This is a genomic window from Paucibacter sp. B2R-40 (assembly GCF_025717555.1).
GTDB lineage: Bacteria > Pseudomonadota > Gammaproteobacteria > Burkholderiales > Burkholderiaceae_C > Paucibacter_A.
The window spans coordinates 1-501 of sequence record NZ_JAJIRP010000039.1; the positions used below are offsets into that span (position 1 = coordinate 1).

Consider the following 501-nt stretch of genomic DNA (forward strand, 5'->3'; position numbering starts at 1 on the left):
CGCACCTTCCAGAACATCCGGCTGTTCTCCGAGATGACCGCGCTGGAAAACGTCATGGTGGGCCGTCACATCCGCACCGGCTCGGGTCTGCTGGGCGCGATCTTCCGCACCCCCGGCTTCAAGAGCGAAGAGGCCGCGATCGCCAAACGCGCACAAGAACTCTTGGACTATGTGGGCATCGGCAAATACGCGGAGTTCAAGGCACGCACCTTGAGCTACGGCGACCAGCGCCGCTTGGAGATTGCAAGAGCACTCGCCACCGACCCCAAGCTGATTGCCCTGGACGAGCCGGCCGCCGGCATGAACGCGACCGAGAAGGTCGTGCTCAGAGAGTTGATCGACCGCATCCGCAAGGACGGCCGCACCATTCTCTTGATCGAACATGATGTGAAGCTGGTGATGGGCTTGTGCGACCGCGTGTCGGTGCTGGACTACGGCAAGCAGATTGCCGAAGGCACACCGTACGACGTGCAGCGCAACGAGAAAGTGATCGAAGCCTAT

Annotated in this window: 1 protein-coding gene; it reads left to right on the forward strand. The window is 61.3% G+C overall.

Annotated elements, in window-relative coordinates; all coding sequences use genetic code 11:
* Nucleotides 1–501, forward strand: a 501-nt coding sequence (locus tag LNV09_RS24650; protein ID WP_263559708.1) for an ABC transporter ATP-binding protein, incomplete at both ends; no start/stop codon positions are given.